Below are 17,283 nucleotides of genomic sequence, written 5' to 3'. Positions count from 1 at the left end.
AGTAAAAGAGACAGGTCCCGCTCAGCGCCCTGAGCACGGGCGCCGCCCGGGGCCAGGCCCCACGACCCGCCCGAGCCGGGCCCGAGTCATGCGCGAGCCGGGCCCGAGTCATGCGCGAGCCGGGCCCGAGCCGGGCCGCGGGCCCGGGCCCGTGCTCAGCGCGAGCGCCACGGCAGTTCGGCCGTCACCACCGTGCCCTCCCCCTCGGGGGAGTCCACCAGGAAGACCCCGTCCACGGCACGCAGCCGCTCCGCCAGTCCCGCCAGGCCCGACCCGCCGTCCAGGCCGGCCCCGCCGCGCCCGTCGTCCGACACCCGGATCAGCAGCCGCCCCGCCGGCTCCGTCCCCGTCCGCCACACCTCCACGCTCGCGCCCCGCGCCCCCGCATGCTTGCTCACGTTCTGCAGCAGCTCCGACACCGTGAAGTAGGCGATCCCCTCGACGGCGGCCGCGGGCCGCTCCGGCAGGTCCACCAGCACCTTCACCGGCACCAGGCACCGCGACGCCACCGACGACAGCGCGGCGTCCAGGCCCCGGTCCGTCAGCACCGCCGGGTGGATGCCCCGCGCCAGGTCCCGCAGTTCCTGGAGCGCCAGCTTGACCTCCCCGTGCGCCTCGTCCACCATCGCCGCCGCCGCGTCCGGGTCCTCCAGCAGCTTCTCCTTGGCCAGGCCCAGCCCCATCGCCAGCGCCACCAGCCGCGCCTGCGCGCCGTCGTGCAGGTCCCGCTCGATGCGCCGCAGGTCGGCCGCCGCCGTGTCGACGACCACCCCGCGGTCGGACTCCAGCTCCGCGATCCGCCGCTCCAGCTCGTCCGAGGGCGACAGCAGCGCCCGTACCATCAGCCGGTCCACGTTCGACAGCCAGCGCGTCACGTACGGCAGCACCGGCCACAGCACCAGCAGTCCGACCAGCGCCACCGTGAACGTCAGCACCCCCCACGGCAGCCGCACCAGCTCGTACAGCACGGTCCGCCAGGCCACCGGGTCCTTCACGCCCGCCCACAGCCAGGGGAAGAACCCGCCGGCCCGCCGCGGCCCCGGCAGCGGAGTCGGCTCCTCCACCCGTACGCCGAGCAGGACGCGCGCCCTCGCCCGCTCCAGTCGTCCCAATTGGCGAGACGCGAGCAGACCGGCTGCGAGCAGCGGAAGACCGATCGCGGTCACGGACAGGCCGCCCGTCACCGCCACCATGGTCACGGTGTAGACGAATCCGGCGAGCGCGAACGGAAGGTTGACCAGCAGGTGGACGGTCTCCTTCCACGCCACGGCCCCCAGCGCCGGGCGTACGGGAGGAGGCCGGTCGTCGTCGGAACCCGGGTGGGAGACTTGAAAGGGCGCGGTCATGCGGCCCAGCCTGCCAAATCCGGCCCGGCCGATGCCATGGGGCAGCCGGGCCGTTGTAAACGGGGGATAACCCCACCCTGTGTGAGCCAGGGCCTAGACTCCCGTCCGTACCAGATCATCGACAGTGGCCAAGGAGCGAGGAACGGACGTGCCCGACCCAACGGTATCGACCGTAACCGTGCTCGCAGCGGACTATTTCCGGAGTTATTCGGTCGTCGGCCTGCTGGCCGTCCTCGGTGTGCTCTTCGTGGCCGTCGCGTTCGGCGCGGGCCGCCTGCTGAGACCGGTCGTCCCGACCCCTGAGAAGCTGCTGACGTACGAGTGCGGCGTGGATCCCGTCGGCGAGGGCTGGGCGCACACCCAGGTCCGCTACTACGTCTACGCGTTCCTCTACGTCATCTTCGCCGTCGACTCGATCTTCCTCTTCCCGTGGGCGACCGTGTTCGCCGCCGCCGGCTACGGCGCCACGACGCTCGTGGAGATGTTCATCTTCCTGGGCTTCCTGGCCGTCGGCCTGCTCTACGCGTACAAGAAGGGCGTCCTCGAATGGACGTGACACCGGCCGGGACCTCGGCCGAGCCCCAGCTGCTCCCGGAGCCCAAGCGGCTCGGGGTCCTCTCCCGGCTCGCCCCGGAACCCATGAAGGTGGTCCTGAACTGGGGCCGCCGCTACAGCCTGTGGGTGTTCAACTTCGGCCTCGCCTGCTGCGCGATCGAGTTCATCGCCGCGTCGATGGCCCGCCACGACTTCATCCGGCTCGGCGTCATCCCCTTCGCGCCCGGCCCGCGCCAGGCGGACCTGATGATCGTCTCCGGCACGGTGACGGACAAGATGGCCCCGGCCGTCAAGCGGCTGTACGAGCAGATGCCGGAGCCCAAGTACGTCATCTCCTTCGGCGCCTGCTCCAACTGCGGCGGGCCCTACTGGGACTCGTACTCGGTGACGAAGGGCGTCGACCAGATCATCCCCGTCGACGTCTACGTACCCGGCTGCCCGCCCCGCCCCGAAGCGCTGCTCCAGGGCATCCTCAAGCTCCAGGAGAAGATCGCCCGGGAGTCGCTGGCCGACCGCTACGCCGCGGGACCCTCGGTCGCGCAGCTCACCAGCGGCCTGGTCACGCCCCCGCCGCCGCCGACGACGGGAGCGGGCGCGTGAACCTCTACGACTCCCTCCCCGACGCCGCCGCGACGGTCTTCGGCGCGGAGGCGGTGGCCGGGCGCGCGTACGACGTCCTGACCGTCGACGTGCCGGTCGGCAGCTGGATCCCGGCGCTGGAGATCGCCCGGGACAAGCTGGGCTGCACGTACTTCGACTGGCTGAGCGCGGTCGACGAGCCGGGCACCGGCTTCCGGATCTGCGCGCACGTCGTGTCCCTGGAGAACCACCGCGTACGACGGCTGCTGCTGCGCACGACGGTCCCGCACGCGGCGCCATCCCTGCCGTCCGCGGTCGCGGTCTACGCGGGCGCCGAGTGGCACGAGCGGGAGACGTTCGAGATGTTCGGCGTGGTCTTCACCGACCACCCGCACCTGGTCCCGCTCCTCCTCCCGGAGAACTTCGAGGGGCACCCGCTGCGCAAGGACTTCGTCCTGGCGGCGCGGGTCGCGAAGGCCTGGCCCGGAGCCAAGGAGCCGGGCGAGGCCCACGACCCCGACGCGCCGAAGCGCCGCCAGATGCTCCCGCCGGGCGTCCCGGACCCCAACGACTGGGGCCCGCTCAAGGGCCAGCTCCCGCCGGCCCCCGCCCGCCCGGCCCGGACCGCCCGCGCCCCGCGCGAGGGCGCCCCGGTCCGCCGCACCCGCTCGGTGGCGGAGGGCTCGGCGACCCAGGCCGCGGAAACCGAAGCCACCACCCCGCGCCCGGCGCGCCGTACCCGCTCGGTGTCGGAGGGCTCGGCGAGTCAGGCTGTCCCCGCGGCGGAGCCGGACACCGAGACCCCGCGCCCGGCGCGCCGGACCCGCTCGGTGTCGGACGGTTCGGCCAGCCAGGCCGCCCCGGCGGCGGAGCCGGAGCTCCAGGCCGAGGACGCGCCGCAGGCAGACGTACCCCCGCGCCCGGCCCGCCGGACCCGTTCGGCGTCGGACGGTTCGGCGAGCCAGGCCGTCCCGGCGGCGGAGCCGGAGCTCCAGGCCGAGGACGCGCCGCAGGCAGACGTACCCCCGCGCCCGGCGCGCCGGACCCGTTCGGCGTCGGACGGCTCGGCCAGCCAGGCCGTCCCCGAGGCGGTGCCGGAGGGCGAGGAGCCGCGGCCTGCGCGGCGGACCGTCGCGCCCGGGCGGCGGCCCGCCCCCCGCAGCGCGGACGCGCCCTGGCACAACCCCCAGCCCGCCTTCACCGAGGACCCGGCACCCGAGCCGGCACCCGAGCCGGCACCCGAGGCCGGCGACACCCCCGAATCCCGACCCGACAACGGAGGCGACGCGTGAACGACGTCCTCGACGTCGCCCTGCGACTCATCGTCGTCTTCGCCGTCTTCCTCGTGCTCCCGCTCGTCGTCGGGCAGACCGAGCACAAGGTGATGGCGCACATGCAGGGCCGCCTCGGCCCCATGTACGCCGGCGGCTTCCACGGCTGGGCCCAGCTCGTCGCCGACGGCGTGAAGTTCGCGCAGAAGGAGGACGTCGTCCCGGCCGAGGCCGACCGCCGCATCTTCCAGCTCGCCCCCGCCGTCGCCCTGCTGCCGTACCTCCTCGTCCTCGTCGCCATCCCCATCGGCCCGGGCGAGGGCGCCGTCGGCCAGGTCATCGACGCCGGCCTGTTCTTCGTGCTCGCCGTCATGGGCGTCGGCGTCCTCGGCAGCCTGATGGCCGGCTGGGCCTCCGCCAACAAGTTCTCCCTGCTCGGCGGCCTGCGCACCGCCGCCCAGCTCCTCGCGTACGAGCTCCCCATGCTGCTCGCCGCCGCCTCCGTCGCCATGGCCGCCGGGACCGTGTCCCTCCCCGGCATCGTCGACGGCTTCCAGTGGTGGTGGCTGCCCTGGCAGATCACCGGCGCGCTCGTCTTCTTCACCGCCGGCCTCGCCGAACTCCAGCGGCCGCCCTTCGACATGCCCGTCGCCGACTCCGAGATCATCTTCGGCGCGTACACCGAGTACACCGGCCTGCGCTTCGCGCTGTTCCTCCTCGCCGAGTACGCCGGCATCGTCGTCCTCTGCGCCCTGACCACCGTCCTGTTCCTCGGCGGCTGGCACGGGCCGGTCGCCGACGGCTGGGTCTGGACCCTCCTGAAGACCGCGGTCCTCGCGTTCGTCGTGATCTGGCTCCGCGTCAGCTACCCCCGGCTGCGCGAGGACCAGCTCCAGAAGCTCGCCTGGACCACACTCATCCCGCTGGCGCTCGCCCAGATCGCGCTCACCGGCATCGTGAAGGTGGCGATCAGCTGATGCCCATCCCCGGATCCGGCCTCGCCAAGGGCCTCGCCGTCACGCTGCGCACGATGACGAAGCGCGCGCACACCGCCCAGTACCCCGAGGTGCAGCCCGAGCTCCCGCCCCGCACCCGCGGGGTCATCGGCCTGTTCGAGGAGAACTGCACGGTCTGCATGCTGTGCGCCCGCGAGTGCCCCGACTGGTGCATCTACATCGACTCCCACAAGGAGACGGTCCCGGCGGCCGCCCCCGGCGGCCGCGAGCGCAGCCGCAACGTGCTCGACCGGTTCGCCATCGACTTCTCCCTCTGCATGTACTGCGGCATCTGCATCGAGGTGTGCCCCTTCGACGCCCTCTTCTGGTCGCCGGAGTTCGAGTACGCGGAAACGGACATCCTCGAACTCACCCACGAGCGCGACAAGCTCCGCGAGTGGATGTGGACCGTCCCGGCCCCGCCGGCCCTGGACCCCGCGGCGGAGGAGCCCAAGGAGATCGCCGCCGCCCGCAAGGCGGTGGAGAAGGCCGAAGCCGCCGCCGCGGCGGCAGCCGCCGCCGAAGCCCCCGCCGCTGCCGGAGCCACCGCTGCCGGAGCCACCGAAGCCGAAGCCGGAGCCGCCGAAGCCGGCCCCGCCGCGCCCGGCACCGACGACCCGACCACCACCCCGGAGGGAGACGCGTGAGCGACCTGACCCCCGCGGCCGCCACCCTGGCCGCCGCGGCGACGGGCCACGGGTTCCTCTCCCCGACCGGCGTCGAGATCGCCTTCGTCCTCGTCGGCCTCGCCACCCTCGGCGCGGCCGCCATCACGGTCACCACGAAGCAGCTCGTGCACGCCGCCCTGTGGCTGGTCGTCGCGCTCGGCGGCATCGCCGTCGAGTACCTGCTGCTGACGGCCGAGTTCATCGCCTGGGTCCAGGTCCTGATCTACCTCGGCTCCGTGGTCGTCCTCCTCCTCTTCGGGCTGATGCTCACCAAGGCCCCCATCGGCCGCTCCCCGGACGCCGACTCGAACAACCGCTGGGTCGCCCTCGGCGTCGCCCTCGTCGCGGCCACCGCGCTCGTCTGGGTCGTCGTCGACGCGTTCCGCACCACCTGGATCGACCTCGACGGCCCCGTCCAGGGCTCCACCGAAGTCACCGGCGCGATCCTCTTCCAGCACTGGGTGCTGCCCTTCGAAGCGCTCTCCGTCCTCCTCCTCGCGGCCCTGATCGGCGCCATCGTCCTCTCCCGCAGGGACGCCGCCGCCGGGCCCGACGACACGAAGGGGCAGCAGCGCTGATGCACCTCGCCTATCCCGCCGTACTCGCGGCGCTCCTCTTCTGCACGGGCCTGTACGGAGTGCTCGCCCGCCGCAACGCCATCCTGGTCCTGATGTCCGTCGAGCTCATGCTCAACGCCGTCAACCTCAACCTGGTGGCCTTCGACGTCTGGCTGCGCGACGCCCTGCACGCCGGCCAGGCCCTCACCCTCTTCACCATCGCCATCGCCGCCGCCGAGATCGGCATCGGCCTCGCGATCGTGCTGATGGTTTACCGCAACCGCGGCACCTCGGACGTCGACCGGCTGCGCGACACCGCCGAGAGCCACGAGCCCGCCCCGAACAACCAGAGCGAGGTCACCGCGTGAGCACCACGACCCTCGCCGTCCTCGTCCCGCTCCTGCCCTTCCTGGGCGCGGTGGCGGGACTGCTGCTCGGCCGCCGCGCCCCCGGCTTCGTCCGGCCCCTCGCCGTGCTGCCGGCGCTGGCCTCGGCCGTGCTGGCCGTGCTCGTCGCCGTCCGCCAGGGCGGCGGCAAGCCGATCGTCGCCTCGACCGAACTGACCCCGACCGGCTCGGTGCCGATCGACCTCTCGCTCTACCTGAACGGCTTCGCGGCGCTCACCGCCGTCCTGGTCGGCGTCGTCGCGACCTGCGTACAGCTCTACTCGACGGCCTACCTCCGCGAGGACCCGCGCTACCCCTCGTACGCCGCGCTCGTCTCGCTGTTCACCTCCGCCATGCTGCTCGTCGTCTACACCGGCGACCTGATGGTGCTGCTGGTCGGCTGGGAGGTCATGGGCATCTGCTCCTACTTCCTCGTCGGCCACTACTGGGAGACCGAGGCGGCCCGCTCCGCCTCCCTGAAGGCCTTCCTCGTCACCAAGCTCGGCGACGTCCCCTTCCTGATCGGCCTGTTCGCGCTCGCCACCGACGCCGGCTCCTTCGAGATCCCCAAGATCCTGGGCACCGCCGCCGCGGGCGGACTCGACCACCCCACGCTGATCGCGCTCCTGCTGCTCGCCGGAGTCGCGGGCAAGTCCGCGCAGTTCCCGCTGCACACCTGGCTCCCGGACGCCATGGCGGGCCCCACCCCGGTCTCCGCGCTGATCCACGCCGCGACGATGGTCGCCGCCGGTGTCTACTTCATCGCCCGTCTCCTCCCGGTCTTCACCGCCTCCGCGGCCGCCCTGGTGGTCATGGCCGTCATGGCGGCCGTCACGATGGTCGGCTCCGGCCTCGCCGCCCTCGCCCAGGACGACATCAAGCGCGTCCTCGCCTACTCCACGATCGGCCAGCTCGGCTACATGACCGGGGCCCTGGCCGTCGGCGACCGCGGCGCCGCCGTCTTCCACCTCATCTCCCACGGCGCCTTCAAGGCGCTCCTGTTCCTCGGGGCGGGCGTGATCATCCACGCCGCCGGAACGAACTCCCTGGCCGCCATGTCCCGGATGGACGGCCTGGCCAAGCGCGTCCCCGACGCCTTCTGGACCATGACGATCGCGCTCCTCGCGCTCGCCGCGATCCCGCCCTTCGCCGGCTTCTTCTCCAAGGAAGCCGTCCTCGTCGCCGCCGAGCACGCCGCCGGCGGGCACTCGGAGTCCGTCCCCGGTGCCGCGGGCTGGGTGGTGCTCGTCGCCGGCGTGCTGACCGCCCTGCTCACCGCCGCCTACGCCACCCGGCTGTGGCTGATGGCCTTCCGCGGCCGGGGCGCCGCCGCCCCCGACCACGGCAAGGAGCCCCTCGCCATGACCGGCGTGCTGTGGCTGCTCGCGATCCCCTCCCTCGGCCTCGGCCTGACCGCCGGCCCGATCGCCGACTGGTTCGACGGCAACGCGCTCAGCCCGACGCTCACCACCTCCGTCCTCGGCACGGGAGCCGCCGCCGTCGGCGCGGTCCTGACCTACGCCCTGTGGCAGCGGGCCGCGGCCAAGGCCGCGACGGCTCCCGGCGCGGCCGCGCCCACACCCGCCACCGGCGCCGCCACGGCCGAACAGCCCGCAGCCGTGGCCGCCACGGTGTCAGCGGCCACCGCGGCCGCCGAATCCGCGGCGGAGGCCCCCGAGGTCGCGGAGGTCAGCCACGAGCACCCCGCCGTCCCGGCGGGTCCCGCCGCCGACCCCGGCCGGGCCCTCCTGGGCCCCCTGCACCCGCACGCGGCGGACGGCTTCCACCTCGACGCCGTCTACGACCGGCTGTTCGTCCGCCCCGTCCGCGGCGCGGCGAGCCTCGTCCGCTTCCTCGACCGCGAGGTCGTGGACACCTACGTCCGCGGCGCGGGCGCCGGCCCCCGGCTGCTCGGCAGCCTCGTACGCCGGGCCCAGACCGGCAACGTGCAGAGCTACTTGAGCGCCCTGCTCGCCGGCGCCGTGGTCCTGGCGATCGCCACCGCCGTCCTCGCCAACGTCAACGCCGGATCGTGAGCCGTGAGTCAGCCGTGATTGATATCAGCCCGTCCGTGATGCAGTTCCTCCTGGCGTTCGTCGTGGCCGCACCGCTCCTCGGCGCCGTCGCGGCCCTCCTGCCGGCCCCGCCCGGACTCAAGGGCAAGAGCCCCGAACAGGCCGTGCTGCGCCACGGCGTGACCGTCACCGGCGTGATCCTCGCCGCGGCCGTCGCCCTCGCCCTGGGCTTCGACCGCGACACCCCCGCCCGCTTCCAGGCGACGACGGACATCAGCTGGATCCCGGCGCTGAACGTCCGGATCCACCTCGGCGTCGACGGCATCTCGCTCCCCCTCCTCCTGATGACCGCGCTGCTGTTCTTCCTCTGCGCGCTCTACAGCTACTTCAAGCTCCCCGAGGGCCCCTCCCCGAAGGCCTTCGTCGCCCTGCTCCTCGTCCTCGAGTGCGGCACCCTCGCGACGTTCGCCGTCCTCGACCTGCTGCTGTTCTTCCTCGCCTTCGAGATGGTCCTCATCCCGATGTACTTCCTCATCGCCCGTTGGGGCGGTGCTCAGCGGCAGGCCGCCGCCTGGAAGTTCATCCTCTACACGCTCCTCGGGTCCGTGGTCATGCTCCTCGGACTGCTGCTGATCGGACTGAACAGCGGCACCTTCGACATGGTGGCACTCGCCTCTGACAACGGGCGCGAACTGACCCACACCTCCCAGCTCCTGGCCGTCCTCGCCATCGGCATCGGGCTCGCCGTGAAGACCCCGATGTGGCCCCTGCACAGCTGGCTGCCCGACGCCCACACGGCCGCCCCCACCGTCGGCTCGGTCCTGCTGGCCGGCGTGCTGCTCAAGATGGGCACCTACGGGTTCGTCCGCATCCTGATCCCCGTCACCCCCGACGGCATGGCGACCTTCGCCCCCTACCTGGGCGCCTTCGCCGCGATCGGCATCGTCTACGGGTCCCTCGCCTGCCTCTCGCTCGCCCGCAAGGGCAACAAGGGCGACCTCAAGCGCCTCATCGCGTACTCCTCCGTCGGCCACATGGGCTTCGTCCTCCTCGGCATCGCCTCCATGACCCCCACCGGCATCAACGGCGCGCTGTTCGCGAACATCGCCCACGGCCTGATCACCGGCCTCCTCTTCTTCCTGGTCGGCGCCCTCAAGGACCGCTACGGCACCGCCGACCTCGACACCCTCGCCGGAGTCACCGGCGCGGCCCTCTACGGCCGCGCCCCCCGCCTCGGCGCGCTCCTCGCCTTCGCCGCCGTCGCCTCGCTGGGCCTGCCCGGCCTCGCCGGCTTCTGGGGCGAGATGCTCGCCCTGTTCGGTGCGTTCGACCCCGCCCGGGGCCTGTCCAGGCCCGCCTTCCTCACCTACATGGCCTTCGGCGCGTTCGGCACCCTGCTCACCGCCGCCTACCTGCTGATCGTGGTACGGCGCGTCTGCATGGGCGACCCCGGGGCCCGGACCGGGTCCGGGCCCGCGCTCGAACTCGCGGACGTCCACCGCTACGAGTTCGCCGCCTGGACCCCGCTCGTCGCCCTGACCGTCCTCGCCGGCCTGTGGCCCGCTGTCCTCCTCGGCCTCACCGACCCGGCCGTCCAGAAGCTCCTCGCAGGAGGCAACGCATGACGGCCCTGCCGGTCCTTTCGGCCCTGTCCGCCCCGCCCGCCCTCGCCACGGCCAAGGCCACGACGGCGACCGCCGCGACGGCCGCCGCGACCGCGGCCCCCGCCGCCGGCGCCGCGAGCGTCGTCCAGAGCGTCGACTGGCTCGCGATCACCCCAGTGGTGCTCCCCGCCGCCGTCGCCCTCGTCGTCCTGGTCGCCGACCTGTTCGTACCGCAGCGGCTCAAGCCGCTGCTCGGCTGGCTCTCCGTGGCCGGACTCGCCGCCGCGACCGCCACCCTGCTGCCGCTGCGCGCCGGCGACCGCTCCACCTTCTGCCTGACCACCGACCCCGGCGCGTGCAGCTACACCGCCGACCACTTCGCGCTCGTCATCCAGTTCCTGGTGCTGGCCGGCGCCCTGGTCACCGCCCTGCTGTCGGTCACCGCCGTGCAGGACGCGCGCATGCCGGCAGGCGAGTACTGGTTCCTGCTGCTGTCCTCCGCGGCCGGCGCCGCCCTGCTGCCCGCCTCCCGCGACCTCGCCACCCTGATCGTCGCCCTCGAAGTCGCCTCGCTGCCCGCCTTCGCCCTCGTCGGCATGCGCCGCGGCGACCGGCTCTCCTCCGAGGCCGCCCTCAAGTTCTTCCTGTCGTCCGTCACCGCCACCGCCGTGTCGCTGATGGGCGTCAGCTTCGTCTACGCAGCCACCGGCTCCCTGCACCTCACCCAGGTGGCCGACCGGCTCGAAGACGTCCCCGGGCAGCTCGACACCCTCGCCATGGCCGGCGTCGCCCTCACCCTCGTCGGCTTCGCCTTCAAGACCGCGGCCGTCCCCTTCCACTTCTGGGTCCCCGACACCTACGTCGGCGCCCCGCTGCCCATCGCCGGCTACCTCTCCGTGATCGGCAAGGCCGTCGGCTTCACCGGCCTCATCCTCGTCACGGTGATCGCCTTCCCCGCGTACTCCGACATCTGGGGCCCCGCCCTCGCCGTCCTCGCCGCGCTCACCATGACGCTCGGCAACGCCGCCGCCCTGCGCCAGTCCGCCGACCGCGCCCACAGCGCCGTACGGCTGCTCGCCTGGTCCTCGGTCGGCCAGGCCGGCTACCTGCTCGTCCCGATCGCCGCCGCCGCGTACTCGGGCCGCGACCAGATCGGCTCCACCGTCGCGTACGCCCTGATGTACGCCGCCGTGAACCTCGGCGCCTTCGCCGTCGCCGCCCTCGTCGCCCGTACGGAGCCGCAGAACCGGATCAGCGACTACCGCGGCCTGTACGCCCGGCGCCCGGCCGCCGCCCTCGCCCTGGCCTTCTTCCTGCTCTGCCTGGCCGGCCTGCCGCCGGGCATCATCGGCCTCTTCGCCAAGGTCACCGTCTTCCAGTCCGCGGTCGACGCCGGGCTGGGCTGGCTGGCCGTGGTCATGGCGGTCAACGTCGTCATGGCCCTCTACTACTACCTGCGCTGGACGGCGCTGCTCTTCCGCGCCCCCGCGCCCGCCGCCGACGGCACCTCCGAGGACGCCGCCGGGGCCCGTACGAAGGCCCCGTGGCCGCTGACCGCCGCGATCGCGGTCACCGCCGTCACCGCCGTGGTCCTCTCCGGCGCCCCGCAGCTGGTCCTGCGCTTCGCCTCGGGCAGCCTGTTCCCGCAGTAGCCCGTGACCCGTGCGCCGTGACCCGTACGCCGTGACCCGTACGGCGCAACGCCCGCCGTCCTCCCGCCGCCCCCGCCGGCCGGGCGGCGGGCCCGGCACGCCCCGGGAACCAGGAGCCCCCACCTCGCGTTGACCGAGAAGGAAGGGTCCACTGGACCGTAGACCCTCAGATCCACCGACCTTGGACGCGGGTCCCCCTGCCGCACCACTTGGAGGGCGTACCGTGCACCGCCGGCACAACGGGCTGAAGACCGCCGTACTCCTCGGCGGGCTGTCCGCACTCATCATCCTCATCGGGAGCTTCTTCGGGCGGGGCGGCCTGATCATCGCCGTCATCGTCGCCCTCGGGACGAACGCCTACGCGTACTGGAACAGCGACAAACTGGCTCTACGCGCGATGCGCGCCCGCCCCGTCAGCGAGTTCGAGGCCCCCCAGCTCTACCGCATGGTGCGCGAGCTCTCCACGTCCGCGCGCCAGCCCATGCCCCGGCTCTACATCTCGCCGACCGAAGCGCCCAATGCCTTCGCCACCGGCCGCAACCCGCGCAACGCCGCCGTCTGCTGCACCGAGGGCATCCTGCGCATCCTCGACGAGCGCGAGCTGCGCGGGGTCATCGGCCACGAACTGAGCCACGTCTACAACCGCGACATCCTGATCTCCTCCGTCGCCGGAGCCCTTGCCTCCGTGATCATGTTCCTGGTGAACTTCGCCTGGCTGATCCCGGTCGGCCGGTCCAACGACGACGAGGGACCCGGCATCCTCGGCATGCTCCTGGTCATGATCCTGGGCCCGCTGGCCGCATCCGTGATCCAGCTGGCCATCAGCCGTTCGCGCGAGTACGAGGCGGACGCCTCCGGCGCCCAGCTCACCGGCGACCCGCTCGCACTGGCCGGCGCCCTGCGCAAGCTGGACGCCGGCGTCAAGCAGCTCCCGCTGCCCCCCGAGCCCCGACTGGAGACCGCGAGCCACATGATGATCGCCAATCCGTTCCGCCCCGGTCAGGGCCTTTCTAAGATGTTCTCCACGCATCCTCCGATGGCCGAGCGCATCGCCCGGCTCGAACAGATGGCAGGCCGTAGTCAGTGAAGACCATCCTCAACATCATTTGGCTCGTCCTCAGCGGCATCTGGCTGTTCCTGGGCTACTGCCTCGCGGGCGTGCTCCTGTGCATCACCATCATCGGCATCCCGTTCGGCATCGCCGCCTTCCGGATCGCCGTCTACGCCCTGTGGCCCTTCGGCTACACCACCGTCGAGCGCCATGACTCCGGCGCGGGATCCTGCATCGGCAACGTCCTGTGGCTGGTCCTGGCCGGCTGGTGGCTCGCCCTCGGCCACATCGTCACCGGCATCGCCCTGTGCGTGACGATCATCGGCATCCCGTTCGGCATCGCCAACTTCAAGATGGTCCCGCTGTCCCTGCTCCCGCTGGGCCGCGAGATCGTCCCCACGGACGCGCCGTTCGCGTCCCGGTAGGGAGAAAAAGACCTGTGTCGGGTGCGAGCGCGGCCACGACCCTGTCGGTCATCGTGCCGATGTACAACGAGGAAGAGGCCCTCCCCGCCCTGGTGAGCCGCCTGCGCCCGGTGCTTGACGACACCCGCGTCCCGTACGAGGTGCTCGCCGTCGACGACGGCAGCACCGACCGGACCGCCGAACTCCTGGAGAAGTTCCGCACGGACTGGCCCGAGCTGCGCATCATCCGGCTGCGCGGCAACTCCGGCCACCAGGCGGCCCTGCGCGCCGGTCTGCACAGCGCCGTCGGGGCGTACGTGGCCAGCATCGACGCCGACCTCCAGGATCCGCCGGAGAAAATACCGGAGATGCTGGACCTCGCCCGGTCCGAGAACCTCGACATCGTCTACGGCGTCCGCTCCGACCGCAGCACCGACACCGGCTTCAAGCGCCGCACCGCCGCCGCCTACTACTGGCTGATGCGCCGCATGGTCGGCAAACAGGTGCCCGCACAGGCCGGGGACTTCCGGCTGCTCAGCCGCGAAGCCGTGGAGGCCCTCAAGGCCCTGCCCGACCAGCAGCAGGTCTACCGGCTGCTCGTGCCCTGGCTCGGCTTCCCGAGCGGACAGGTCACGTACCGGCGGGCCGAGCGCGTCGCGGGCGAGACCAAGTACCCGCTGAGCAAGATGATCCGCCTCGCCGTGGACGGCATCACCAACTTCTCCGCCGCCCCGCTGCGGCTCGCGACCTGGCTCGGCGTCATCAGCTTCGTCACCTGCTTCGTGATGATCGCCTGGACACTGGTGGTCTTCCTGCTCGGCAAGACCGTGCCCGGATGGAGCTCGCTGTTCGTCGCCATGCTGTTCCTCGGCGGCGTGCAGCTGATCTGCGTGGGGCTGCTGGGCGAGTACATCGGCCGGATCTACACCGCCGTACAGCGCCGGCCCACGTACTTCATCGGGTACGACTCGGCGCGCGACGACGGCGCCGAGGAGCCGGGGCAGAGCGGCGACTGACGGTGGCTCGGCGGGCTCCGGTGCAGGTCGGGGCGATTGTCAGTGGTGTGGGTCACCATGAACGCATGCACGAGACCGAGCAGTTGCCGGAGCAAGTCGCCCGCCGTGCGCACAGCGGTGCGGGCGGGCCCGGAAAGCCCCTGCCGGCGCCGCCGGACGCCGCGCAGCCGGCCCGCGCCGCGCTCATACCCGGCTCCGCGCTGCCGCCGCTGCTCGCCGCTCTCCACCCCCGTGCCGCGGACGGCGGGATCGGCCCCGAGGGCGGTCCGCGCCGAGTTCAGCTCCCGCGTGCGACCCGCGCGCGCAGGGCATAGGCCGACGCGCCCGCGGCCAGCACCGCTGCCCCCGTGACCGCCGCCGCCGGGGGCAGCGCACACGCCAGCACGACACAGCCGGACAGCCCGACCGCTGCCACGGCCCGGCCCTTGACACCTGAATCGAGAGTCCACGCCGAAGCGTTCGCGATCGCGTAGTAGGCCAGTACGCCGAACGAGGAGAAACCGATCGCGCCCCGCAGATCGGTGGTCGCCGCGAGCACCGCGACCACCGCACCCACGGCGAGCTCCGCCCGGTGCGGCACCCGGTGGCGGGGGTGTACGGCGGCCAGCGCGCGGGGGAGACGGCCGTCCCGGGCCATCGCCAGGATGGTCCGCGACACCCCGAGCACCAGGGCCAGCAGCGAGCCCAGCGCCGCCAGGGCCGCCCCGGCCCGGACCACGGGGGTCAGCCCGGGCATCCCGGCCGCCCGCGCCGCGTCGGCCAGCGGAGCCGTCGAAGCCGCCAGGGCGCCGGCCCCCAGCACCGACAGCACCGCCACCGCCACCGCGGCGTACACGAGCAGGGCGATCCCCAGCGCGAGGGGCACCGCCCGCGGGATCGTGCGCTGCGGATCACGCACCTCCTCGCCCAGGGTGGTGATCCGGGCGTACCCCGCGAAAGCGAAGAACAGCAGCCCGGCCGCCCGGAGCAGGCCGCCGGGACCTCCCCCGGCCAGACCGCCGAGCCGGTCCGCGTCCGCCGCCCCGGACGTCAGGCACACCACCACGACCCCGGCCAGGACGGCCAGGACCGCCGCCACGATCACCCGGGCGATCCGGGCGGACTTCTGCACACCGCCGTAGCCCGCGGCGGTCAGCGCCACCACCGCCGCCACGGCCACGGCGTGCTGCCGCCCGGGCCACACGTACGCCCCGACGGTGAGCGCCATCGCCGCACACGACGCGGTCTTGCCGATGACGAAGCCCCAGCCGGCCAGGTACCCCCAGAACGGGCCGAGCCGTTCCCGCCCGTACACGTACGTGCCCCCGGAGGCCGGGTACCGGGCGGCCAGCCGCGCCGAGGAGTGCGCGTTGCAGTAGGCGATCACGGCGGCCACCGCGAGGGCGGCGAGCAGCGCGCCGCCCGCCGGGCCCGCGGCGCCCGCAGCCGGGGCGAGCGCGGCGAAGATCCCGGCCCCCACCATGGCGCCCAACCCGACGACGACGGCGTCGAAGACGCCCAGAGACCGCTTCAGCCCACTGTTCACGGGCGGAGGGTAACCGCCCTAGATGACGCCCTCGCGACCGGTCAGGGGCGTGCGGTTCCTCTCCCAGCCGTGCAGGGCCGTCAGGCAGGCGTGGTCCAGATGGCGCAGTCCGCTCAGGTCGAGGCGTACGGGCTGGCCGGCCGGCAGTGCGTCCAGCTCGTCGAGCAGTTTCGGCAGCCGCAGGAAGCTGGCGCTGCCCATGACCTGGACGCGGAGCTCCCCGCCCTCCCACACCTCCTCGATGTGCACCTGGGAGGTCTCCCAGGCCGCCTTGGCCACGGCGAGCCCCAGTCCGACCAGCACGCCCTCGAAGAGGTTGGTGGCCACGATCGCGCCCGCCGTCGCCACCAGCACCACCGCCTCGCCCCGGTGCGTGCGCCACAGGCCGGCCACGGCCCGCACCGGCAGCAGCTTCCACCCCGCGTGCAGCAGCACCCCGGCCAGCGCGGCGAGCGGCACCACCTGGAGCAGCTGGGGGAGTGCGACGGCGAACAGCAGCAGCCAGCCGCCGTGCAGCACGCGGGACGCCCGGGTCCGGGCCCCGGCCTCCACGTTCGCGGCGCTGCGCACGATGACGGCGGTCATGGGCAGCGCCCCGAGCAGTCCGCACACGGTGTTGCCGACGCCCTGGGCCATGAGCTCGCGGTCGTAGTGGGTCTTGGGCCCGTCGTGCATCCGGTCGACGGCGGCCGCGCTGAACAGCGTCTCGGCGGAGGCGATCAGTGCCAGGGCGAGCACGGTCCCGAGGGCGCCGACCGAGGCGAGCAGCCCGAAGTCCCCCCATCCGGGCGGGGCCACGGCTCCCAGGACGCCGGTCACCGTCACCTTCTCGACGGGCAGCCGCAGCAGCGCGGACACGAAGGTGGCGGCCGCCACCCCGACGAGCGCGCCGGGCACGAGCTGCAGCCGGGCCGGCAGCCGGCGCCACGCCACCACGACGGCGATGGTCCCGGCGCCGAGCGCGACGGCCTCCCAGTCGGCCTGCCCGGCGAGCGCCGGCACCGCGGCCAGCTTCTCCAGCGTGCCGCCGGGGGCCGTCACGCCGCCCATGGCGTACAGCTGCCCCGCGATCAGCACGAGGCCGATCCCGGCGAGCATCCCGTGCACGACGGCGACGGAGATCGCGCGGAACCAGCGCCCGAGCCGCAGCGCGCCCATGACCAGCTGGAGCACCCCGGCGGCGAGCACCAGCACGCCGAGCGCGCGGGCGCCGTGCGTGTGCACCGCTTCGTAGACGAGCACGGTGAGCCCGGCGGCCGGCCCGCTCACCTGGAGCGCGCTGCCCCGGAACCAGCCGGTGACCAGCCCGCCCACCACCCCGGTCACGATGCCCAGCTCGGCGGGCACACCTGAGGCGACGGCCACGCCCACGCACAGCGGCAGTGCGACGAGGGCGACGACGACGGAAGCCCCGAAGTCTTCGCGAAACGTGTCGGCACCGGACATCCGAGAACCTCCCCTGTCCTGCGGTGATGGATGTCCCCAGGGTGGTGGGCGCGCGTGGCGCTGCCCAAGTGGTCATCGGGGGCCACTGAGGCGCATGCGCCGCGCACGCCGGGCACGTGTCGTGCACGCCCCCGCGAACAGCCGCGGCCCGGCGGGGGGGGGGGGGGGGCCCCCGGGGCCCCGCGGCGGGGGGGGGGGGGGCCCGGAGCGCCG

Annotated in this window: 17 protein-coding genes; 14 read left to right on the top strand and 3 right to left on the bottom strand. The window is 73.4% G+C overall.

Going from position 1 to position 17,283, the window contains the following annotated elements; translation table 11 throughout:
- Positions 1-155: 155 nt before the first annotated feature.
- Positions 156-1,346 carry a sensor histidine kinase gene (locus ACFXA3_RS08575; protein ID WP_385183806.1) on the bottom strand — a complete coding sequence of 397 codons (1,191 nt, stop codon included), beginning with the start codon at positions 1,344-1,346 and terminating at the stop codon, positions 156-158.
- Between the two features lie 148 nt (positions 1,347-1,494).
- Here ACFXA3_RS08575 and ACFXA3_RS08570 point away from each other — a divergent pair, with 148 nt between their 5' ends.
- The 14 genes from ACFXA3_RS08570 (at position 1,495) to ACFXA3_RS08505 (ending at position 14,413) form a co-directional block, all read left to right on the top strand.
- Positions 1,495-1,902 carry an NADH-quinone oxidoreductase subunit A gene (locus tag ACFXA3_RS08570; protein ID WP_030163040.1) on the top strand — a complete coding sequence of 136 codons (408 nt, stop codon included), beginning with the start codon at positions 1,495-1,497 and terminating at the stop codon, positions 1,900-1,902.
- A complete protein-coding gene (locus ACFXA3_RS08565) occupies positions 1,893-2,501 on the top strand; it encodes an NADH-quinone oxidoreductase subunit B (protein WP_385183803.1) in 609 nt (202 codons plus the stop codon). The genes ACFXA3_RS08570 and ACFXA3_RS08565 overlap by 10 nt, the downstream gene beginning before the upstream one ends.
- The gene (locus ACFXA3_RS08560; RefSeq protein ID WP_385183801.1) at positions 2,498-3,772 is read left to right on the top strand and encodes an NADH-quinone oxidoreductase subunit C; all 1,275 of its coding nucleotides are present in this window, start codon (positions 2,498-2,500) and stop codon (positions 3,770-3,772) included. The genes ACFXA3_RS08565 and ACFXA3_RS08560 overlap by 4 nt, the downstream gene beginning before the upstream one ends.
- Positions 3,769-4,728, top strand: a complete 960-nt coding sequence (locus ACFXA3_RS08555; RefSeq protein ID WP_385183799.1) for an NADH-quinone oxidoreductase subunit H — start codon at positions 3,769-3,771, stop codon at positions 4,726-4,728. The genes ACFXA3_RS08560 and ACFXA3_RS08555 overlap by 4 nt, the downstream gene beginning before the upstream one ends.
- Positions 4,725-5,393: a NuoI/complex I 23 kDa subunit family protein gene (locus ACFXA3_RS08550; RefSeq protein ID WP_385183816.1), complete on the top strand. Its 669-nt coding sequence runs from the start codon at positions 4,725-4,727 to the stop codon at positions 5,391-5,393. Before ACFXA3_RS08555 ends, ACFXA3_RS08550 begins: the two co-directional genes overlap by 4 nt.
- 5 nt (positions 5,394-5,398) lie before the next feature.
- Positions 5,399-5,992, top strand: coding sequence for an NADH-quinone oxidoreductase subunit J (locus tag ACFXA3_RS08545; RefSeq protein WP_385183814.1), 594 nt, complete (start codon positions 5,399-5,401; stop codon positions 5,990-5,992).
- Positions 5,992-6,339, top strand: coding sequence for an NADH-quinone oxidoreductase subunit NuoK (gene nuoK, locus ACFXA3_RS08540; protein WP_385183796.1), 348 nt, complete (start codon positions 5,992-5,994; stop codon positions 6,337-6,339). The genes ACFXA3_RS08545 and nuoK overlap by 1 nt, the downstream gene beginning before the upstream one ends.
- The gene (locus tag ACFXA3_RS08535) at positions 6,336-8,393 is read left to right on the top strand and encodes an NADH-quinone oxidoreductase subunit L (protein WP_385183794.1); all 2,058 of its coding nucleotides are present in this window, start codon (positions 6,336-6,338) and stop codon (positions 8,391-8,393) included. Before nuoK ends, ACFXA3_RS08535 begins: the two co-directional genes overlap by 4 nt.
- A gap of 38 nt (positions 8,394-8,431) precedes the next feature.
- Positions 8,432-9,997: a NuoM family protein gene (locus ACFXA3_RS08530; RefSeq protein ID WP_385183812.1), complete on the top strand. Its 1,566-nt coding sequence runs from the start codon at positions 8,432-8,434 to the stop codon at positions 9,995-9,997.
- Positions 9,994-11,628 carry an NADH-quinone oxidoreductase subunit N gene (locus ACFXA3_RS08525; RefSeq protein WP_385183792.1) on the top strand — a complete coding sequence of 545 codons (1,635 nt, stop codon included), beginning with the start codon at positions 9,994-9,996 and terminating at the stop codon, positions 11,626-11,628. Before ACFXA3_RS08530 ends, ACFXA3_RS08525 begins: the two co-directional genes overlap by 4 nt.
- Before the next feature lie 223 nt (positions 11,629-11,851).
- Positions 11,852-12,715: a zinc metalloprotease HtpX gene (htpX, locus tag ACFXA3_RS08520; RefSeq protein ID WP_385183789.1), complete on the top strand. Its 864-nt coding sequence runs from the start codon at positions 11,852-11,854 to the stop codon at positions 12,713-12,715.
- On the top strand, positions 12,712-13,104 hold the full coding sequence (locus ACFXA3_RS08515; RefSeq protein WP_385183787.1) for a YccF domain-containing protein: 393 nt from the start codon (positions 12,712-12,714) through the stop codon (positions 13,102-13,104). The genes htpX and ACFXA3_RS08515 overlap by 4 nt, the downstream gene beginning before the upstream one ends.
- Before the next feature lie 59 nt (positions 13,105-13,163).
- Entirely contained in the window at positions 13,164-14,099 is a 936-nt protein-coding gene (locus tag ACFXA3_RS08510) for a glycosyltransferase family 2 protein (protein ID WP_385183809.1), read from the top strand.
- A 65-nt stretch (positions 14,100-14,164) separates the two neighbouring features.
- Positions 14,165-14,413 (top strand): hypothetical protein, encoded by a 249-nt coding sequence (locus tag ACFXA3_RS08505; protein WP_385183785.1) that lies wholly within the window; start codon positions 14,165-14,167, stop codon positions 14,411-14,413.
- On the opposite strand, the gene ACFXA3_RS08500 is transcribed toward ACFXA3_RS08505, so the two are convergent.
- Together ACFXA3_RS08500 and ACFXA3_RS08495 are read right to left on the bottom strand one after the other, a co-directional pair.
- Positions 14,377-15,624 (bottom strand): APC family permease, encoded by a 1,248-nt coding sequence (locus ACFXA3_RS08500; protein WP_385183783.1) that lies wholly within the window; start codon positions 15,622-15,624, stop codon positions 14,377-14,379. The two genes, ACFXA3_RS08505 and ACFXA3_RS08500, sit on opposite strands and share 37 nt — an antisense overlap.
- Positions 15,625-15,642: 18 nt before the next feature.
- On the bottom strand, positions 15,643-17,070 hold the full coding sequence (locus tag ACFXA3_RS08495; protein ID WP_385183781.1) for a SulP family inorganic anion transporter: 1,428 nt from the start codon (positions 17,068-17,070) through the stop codon (positions 15,643-15,645).
- Between the last annotated feature and the right edge of the window lie 213 nt (positions 17,071-17,283).

This window comes from Streptomyces sp. NPDC059456 (assembly GCF_042750055.1).
In the GTDB taxonomy this organism is placed as follows: Bacteria; Actinomycetota; Actinomycetes; order Streptomycetales; family Streptomycetaceae; genus Streptomyces.
Note: the sequence above shows the minus strand (reverse complement) of the source record. Positions and strands in the feature narration are given on the sequence as shown.

What these genes read in the sequence shown, in the direction of transcription:
- ACFXA3_RS08530 (WP_385183812.1), top strand. Translation starts at nt 8,432, where the DNA reads ATGCAGTTCCTCCTGGCGTTCGTCGTGGCCGCACCGCTCCTCGGCGCC.
- ACFXA3_RS08505 (WP_385183785.1), top strand. Translation starts at nt 14,165, where the DNA reads ATGCACGAGACCGAGCAGTTGCCGGAGCAAGTCGCCCGCCGTGCGCAC.
- ACFXA3_RS08575 (WP_385183806.1), bottom strand. Translation starts at nt 1,346, where the DNA reads ATGACCGCGCCCTTTCAAGTCTCCCACCCGGGTTCCGACGACGACCGG.
- ACFXA3_RS08510 (WP_385183809.1), top strand. Translation starts at nt 13,164, where the DNA reads ATGTACAACGAGGAAGAGGCCCTCCCCGCCCTGGTGAGCCGCCTGCGC.
- ACFXA3_RS08565 (WP_385183803.1), top strand. Translation starts at nt 1,893, where the DNA reads ATGGACGTGACACCGGCCGGGACCTCGGCCGAGCCCCAGCTGCTCCCG.
- ACFXA3_RS08525 (WP_385183792.1), top strand. Translation starts at nt 9,994, where the DNA reads ATGACGGCCCTGCCGGTCCTTTCGGCCCTGTCCGCCCCGCCCGCCCTC.
- nuoK (WP_385183796.1), top strand. Translation starts at nt 5,992, where the DNA reads ATGCACCTCGCCTATCCCGCCGTACTCGCGGCGCTCCTCTTCTGCACG.
- ACFXA3_RS08495 (WP_385183781.1), bottom strand. Translation starts at nt 17,070, where the DNA reads ATGTCCGGTGCCGACACGTTTCGCGAAGACTTCGGGGCTTCCGTCGTC.